The 5,710-nt window shown below is 68.8% G+C and carries 4 protein-coding genes and 3 pseudogenes; 2 read left to right on the top strand and 5 right to left on the bottom strand.

All coding sequences use genetic code 11. The annotated features are described in order from the left end of the window. The 3 genes and pseudogenes from KCH48_RS41670 to KCH48_RS41660 form a co-directional block, all read right to left on the bottom strand. Nucleotides 1-504 (bottom strand): annotated as a pseudogene (locus KCH48_RS41670) (cellulosome protein); the annotation flags it as partial. 110 nt (nt 505-614) lie between these two features. Beyond that, the gene (locus tag KCH48_RS41665; RefSeq protein ID WP_246886761.1) at nt 615-1,868 is read right to left on the bottom strand and encodes an SLC13 family permease; all 1,254 of its coding nucleotides are present in this window, start codon (nt 1,866-1,868) and stop codon (nt 615-617) included. 106 nt (nt 1,869-1,974) lie between these two features. After that, nucleotides 1,975-3,096, bottom strand: a complete 1,122-nt coding sequence (locus KCH48_RS41660) for a PrpF domain-containing protein (RefSeq protein WP_210582850.1) — start codon at nt 3,094-3,096, stop codon at nt 1,975-1,977. 171 nt (nt 3,097-3,267) lie between these two features. Here KCH48_RS41660 and KCH48_RS41655 point away from each other — a divergent pair, with 171 nt between their 5' ends. Together KCH48_RS41655 and KCH48_RS42770 are read left to right on the top strand one after the other, a co-directional pair. Then, on the top strand, nt 3,268-4,221 hold the full coding sequence (locus KCH48_RS41655) for a LysR family transcriptional regulator (RefSeq protein WP_210582849.1): 954 nt from the start codon (nt 3,268-3,270) through the stop codon (nt 4,219-4,221). A 388-nt stretch (nt 4,222-4,609) separates the two neighbouring features. Continuing rightward, nucleotides 4,610-4,946: pseudogene (locus KCH48_RS42770) on the top strand (IS5/IS1182 family transposase); the annotation flags it as partial. 181 nt (nt 4,947-5,127) lie between these two features. Here the strand turns inward: KCH48_RS42770 and KCH48_RS41650 are convergent. After that, nucleotides 5,128-5,430 carry an FAD-dependent oxidoreductase gene (locus KCH48_RS41650; RefSeq protein WP_374104759.1) on the bottom strand — a complete coding sequence of 101 codons (303 nt, stop codon included), beginning with the start codon at nt 5,428-5,430 and terminating at the stop codon, nt 5,128-5,130. Nucleotides 5,431-5,616: 186 nt separating this feature from the next. Then, nucleotides 5,617-5,710, bottom strand: a pseudogene (locus tag KCH48_RS41645) (IS5/IS1182 family transposase); the annotation flags it as partial.

Below are 5,710 nucleotides of genomic sequence, written 5' to 3'. Positions count from 1 at the left end.
GATGCGGTCGATGACCGGTGCGTACGGGGACCGCTGGTCGTACTGGTTGTAGGTGTCGCCGTTGAAGTCGGGCAGCTCCTGCGCGGTGAAGGTGAGCCGGTTCGTGCCCTTCTTCAGGGTGACCGGGACGGTCAGTTCCCAGAAGTTGTTGAAGTGGAAGGTCGTCGGGAACAGCACGCGGCGGGCCGGTCCGCCGTTGACCGAGAGGTCGGCGTGGCGGGCGATCGGGTCGGGGTTGTAGTGGGTGGCGGGTGCCTGTTCGGCGTTGGAGTAGCGGATGGTCACGGCGTGCCGGCCGGAGCGTTCGGCGGCGGCGTCGAGGGAGAGTGCGTTGGCCCTTCCGTCGCCGATGTCGGTGACCGCCCTTCCACCGGTGGCGAAGGGGTAGGCCTCGGTCACCTTGGCCGCACCCGTCAACGCCCCGTCCTCCGCCTGGTACACCTTGGACGTCAACGTGCCGCTGGAGGGCGTGACCTGCAGCCGGTCGAGGACGAGTTCGCGGGAGGGAATCGCCGGTGAGGGTGATCTTGTCCAGCGTGGTCGCCCACTTCGGGTCAGTGCGTGCCTTGCCGAGCACGTGCCAGTTCTTCAGGTGGGCGTCGTCGGTCTTTGCACTATGACCAGGGCAGGACCAGGGCGCCCCAGGCGACGACGGGGCCGAGGGCGACGATTCCGCCGGTGTAGCCGATGACCTGGCGGTAGAAGCGGCGGGTGTCCACCCCACGGGCGTTGCTGAGGACGAGTGCTCCGTTGGTCGAGAAGGGAGAGGTGTCGACGATTGTCGTGGAGACGGCGAGCGCGGCGATCAGTCCGGCGGCGCTGAGGTGGCTGGAGAGCAGCAGCGGTACGGCGATGGGGATGATCGCTGTGAGAATCGCGGTGGAGGAGGCGAAGGCGGAGGTGATGGCCACGGTGAAGCACAGCAGCAGGGCGACGACGACCGGGGCGCCGAGGCCCGCCGCGTGTTCGGAGATCTCCTCGATGATGCCGGCCTTCTCCAGCATGGCGATGTACGTCATCATGCCTGCGACCAGAAGCAGGGTGGACCAGCTGACGCCGTCCACGGCCTTTTCCTGCCGCTTCATGTCCACCAGGGCCAGCAGGGCGCCGGCCGCCAGGGCCAGGAAGCCGATCTCCAGCTGGAAGCCGAGCGCGCCGACGACGAGGGCCACCAGAGAGGCGAGGGTGAGCCACTGCCGCCAATCGGGCCTGCCGGAGACGTCGAGATCCTCGTCGTCGGCTGCCTCCGCGGCGCCCTCGACCAGCGGGGCGGGACGCTTGGCGAGCAGGGCGTAGGTGAGGATCGACAGCACCAAGTTGATCACGAAGCTGGCGCTGAACAGCGCCACGGCGGAGACCTGCAGATCGGTCTTGTCGACGAGGCCGAGCACCAGCGCACCGGAGACGGCCAGCGGGGAGAACGCGCCCGCGTGCCCGCCGCTGATCACCATCATGCCGACGACCAGCGGGTTGAGCTTGTAGCGGTAGGCGAAGTTCATGCCGATCGGCGCGAGGATTGCGACCGCGGCCGGGGTGAACGTACCGAACGCCGTCAGCAGGGCGGCCACCAGGAACAGCACCCAGGGGATGAGCTCTACCTTGCCGCGTACCAGCCGCACCCCGGCCGCGACGAGCCAGTCGATGGTGCCGTTGCGGCGGGCGACGGAGAACAGGTAGGTGACTCCGACGATGGTGACGAAGAGCTTCGCCGGGAACCCCTCGAAGATCTCGTCCTCGGTGAGGCCGAGCGAGGCGGTGCCGACCGCGAAGGTGGCGACGAAGGCGAGAATGCCCAGGTTGATCGGCAGCACGGTGCCGACCACGAACATCACCAGCAGGGCGCCTATGGAGATCACTTCAGCAGACATCTTTGTCCTTGGTGCGGTGGGGACGGGGTGGCGCGCCCGAGGGCGCGAGGGTATCCCGGTGCAGACGGCGGGGAGCCGGCCTGACCGAGGTCGTGTTCGTCGCGGCTCAGGCGGCTTGCGGGCTGCCTGCTTCCGGTACGTAGATGCGGGCGTCGGCGAGCAGACGGGCCGCGCGCTGCACGGTGACCCGGTGCGGCAGGCCGTCCCTTACATCGGTGCAGCGGACCGCGACGACGCCGGCGGGCGTGCCGAGGCGCAACCACTCGTCGGTCGGGCCGCCCGTGATCCGGGAGACCACGGACCCCTCCAGCAGCCCGGCCGCCGCGACGGCGACGGCAGAGGTCAGGCCGATCGCGGGGTGCGGGGCGTTCATGGTGAGCATGCGCACGGACACGTCGTAGTCCTCGGCACCGATCGATTCACCGAGGGTGGTGGTGTATGGCACCGGCGGCCCGACCAGTCCCACCTTGGGCACCGCGTCGCCCGGTTCCTCGCCCGGCCGGTCCAGACCCATCAGGGGTGCGGCGGTATGACGGACGGTGCGCAGCCAGGGGACGTCTGCGCTCATCCGCTCCAGTGACTCGGCACCGGTACGCCCGGCATTGGCGGCGTCGACAAGGACGACCGGAGCTCCTGCGGTCACCATGCTCACGCGAACCGGCTCGGCGGCGCCGACCCGCAGGTCCTGGGCGGCCCGGCCGGTGGGGAGCAGTGAGCCGGTGCTGCCACCGGCCGGGTCGCGGAAGGTGAGGCCGACCGCGACCCCGCCGGCACGGGTGCCGGGTACCGTCTGGCGGCCGAAGTGGTGCACCACGCCTCCGGGGGTGTCGACGATCCCTTCGAGGACCGCGCCGGTATTGGTGTTGCGCATCACCACGCGCGTCCGGTCGCCGGTGACCGGCACCATTCCTTTGGTCACCGCGTACAGGGCGACGCCGGTGGCGCAGTTGCCGCAGTTGCTCGTCCACTCCACCGAGCCCGTCCCGATGCCGACTTGGGCGAACAGGTAGTCGACGTCGACGCCAGGCTGGGACGAGGCGCTGACCACGGCCGCTTTCGAGGTGGTCGGGGTCGCCCCGCCCACGCCGTCCAGCTCCACGGGATCGGTGGCGCCGTACGCGGCGACCAGCAGCCTTTCGAGGGCGCCACGGTCGGCAGGGACTTCGACCTGGTTGAACAGCCAGCACTTGCTTGTGCCGCCACGCACCAGGGTCGCGGGAATGTGCACGTCTGAGGCTCTTCCTGGATCAACGGAGGTAGGGAAAGGGCCGAGGCAGCGGTTACGGGCGCATTGCGGGCCGGTGAACCGCTCGGCGATTGCGGAGACCTTCGCAGAGGCATGACTTCGGAACAATCGCAGTTCGCTTCACCAGGGTTTAGCTCAGCTAAAGTCGACGGCATGCTCAACGTGCGCCGTCTGCTGCTGCTCACCGAGGCCACCGAACGCGGTTCACTCACTGCCGCGGCGGAAGCCCTCGGCATGACCACCTCCGCCGCCTCCCAGCAGATGTCCCTGCTGGAGCAGGAGGCAGGACAGCCCCTCATCGAGCGGCTGCCACGCGGTATCCGCCCCACCCCTCCGGGTGCCGCGCTGGCCGAACGCGGTCGGGCCATCCGCCGGGAGCTCCGTGCCGCCCAGGCCGACCTGGACTCCTTCGCCGCCCTCGACCAGGGCACCTTGCGGCTCGGTTCCTTCCCCACGGCGAGCGCGTCCCTGCTGCCGCTGGCGCTCACGCGTTTCCGACGTCGCCACGCCGGCATCCGCATCGAGGTACGGGCCGGAGTCCTCGCGGAGCTCAGGGAGATGCTGCACACCGGGGAGGTGGAGCAGGGGCTGCTCTGGGACTACGAATGGAACCGCCTCGACGATCCGGCGCTCTCCCTCACTCACCTGCTGGACGACCCCACGGTGCTGGTCGTCCCCGCCGACTCACCCCTGCGCACACATCCCTCCGTGCACCTCGGCGACCTCGCCGACCAGGAGTGGATCATCCGCGCCGACAACCACCCCGTCGCCGACGTTCTGCGCCGAAGCTGTCGCCAGGCAGGATTCGAGCCGCGCATCGCCTACTCCTCGCACGACTACCAGGAGGCGCAGGCCATGGTCGCCGCTGGTCTCGGCATCGCGCTCGCACCCCGCCTGGCCCTCACCAGCCGACGCAGCGACGTACGCCTCCTGCCGTTCGCCGCCGACGTCCTCGCCCCCACCCGCCGCATCCTCCTCGCACGCGCCGCGACACGCCCCGCCACCCCACCCGCCCAGGCGATGGCCCGCGTCCTGCGCACGGTGGCGCAGCAATTCACCGCCCCGGGCCTGCACCGCGCCCAGCTCGGGGCGGTCCGACGGGGCTGACGGTACGGCCACGAGCTGCGTCCCCAGCCGAGCCCGCGAGTTGCCTTGCCCACCTGAAGCGCCCCTGACCGACTGCGAGTCGACGATTGGCGTGACCGGAGGCGCGTCGTCCCAGGCCAGTGCGTAGACGGCGGCGCGCACGGTAGATGACAACGCCCAGCCCTCATAGGGTCAGGTCAGCGGTGGTCAGAAGGCATGACGGCGGGATCGAGAGAACAGGCCGCTGAACCCTTGGCCTTTGCGCGGCGGCAGTCAGCAGGTTCTTCGTCTGCTGGTGGTACACGTGCGGCGCGTTGCTGACCAGTGCAAAGGCGCCTCGCGGTACTCAGAGGGGTGCGCTGGCCCGGGAATGGACCGCAATGAGTCGTCCTAGATCATGGGCAGCTGCCTGATCACGGACCAGGACGGACTACCTCTGTCGCGGGACATCTCCGGCGCCATGCACGACAGGCTCGGCCTGAAGGCCGCTGGTACGCGGGATCCCACCGATCCGCTCGCGGCGCGGCCCGCATCGCCGGCGACCGGCCAAGCTCCACGTCGGCAAGAGTTACGACCACGGCGCCCGCGCGGGTGTCTCCACCGGCCGGGCATCCTCCATCACCTCGCCCGCAAAGGCATCGAGTCCTCGCACCGCCGCTACGAGTGCAAGGCAAGGCAGCCGACACTTCCTGGCATTCGTCGGCATCACCGCAGCCCTCATCGGCTACCGCCGACCAACCAACTGACACGACGTTCAATTCCCGTTTCCGGTGCTCCGGATCAGCGTAAAGCTGAGTGTCTTAACGGGTGGACAGTTCAGCTGATGGCAGACGGTCGTTGCGGGGCATCAAGAGATGAGGCCCGCAACGACCGTCAGCCGAATGGCGATACCGAGGCTACTGCGCCGAGGTGGCGGTAGTGGGTGGGCTACCTGGTCTTGAACCGGTTCGGACGCACGAAGTCCAGGCCTTCGATGGTCTGTTTGCCGAGCGCCTCGTGTGCGGCGATGTGGCCATAGCCGGTAGCCATTTTGAAGCCTTTACCGGAGAATCCGGTGGCACAGTAGACCCTGCTGTTCTCATCCAGCCAGCCGAGGAGTGGATTCCGGTCCTCGGTGAAAAGGTCGGGGAAGGCGTCGGAGCGCACGATGGTGGGGGTCAGGTCGGGGAAGAATTCGGTGACGATCTCGGTGACCTTTTCCATTTCTGCCCGGGTGAGTTCTCTGGGCACGGAGTCCGGGTCGGGGGGTTGCCCTTGCGCGCCGAGCCAGCGGTCCGTCCACTGATGCCTTGACCGTCACGCCGTCGACGGCGGGTGCCGTACATGGAGCGCCCTGAGCGTCGCCTACTAAGGGCTGTCCCGTAAATGATCTTCGGGTTGGTGAAGGTGCCGTTTCCCTGGGCGGGAACACTCGCGCTATCCGACGAGGGCGAGGTTGTGCATGCGGGCGATGCCGAGCATGGCGTGGTGCACGCCGTCGCCTTTGAGGCGGCAGTCGCGCAGGATCTCA

The organism is Streptomyces sp. GESEQ-4, from assembly GCF_017948455.1.
Classification (GTDB): Bacteria; Actinomycetota; Actinomycetes; order Streptomycetales; family Streptomycetaceae; genus Streptomyces.
This window is presented reverse-complemented; position numbering and strand designations above follow the sequence as displayed.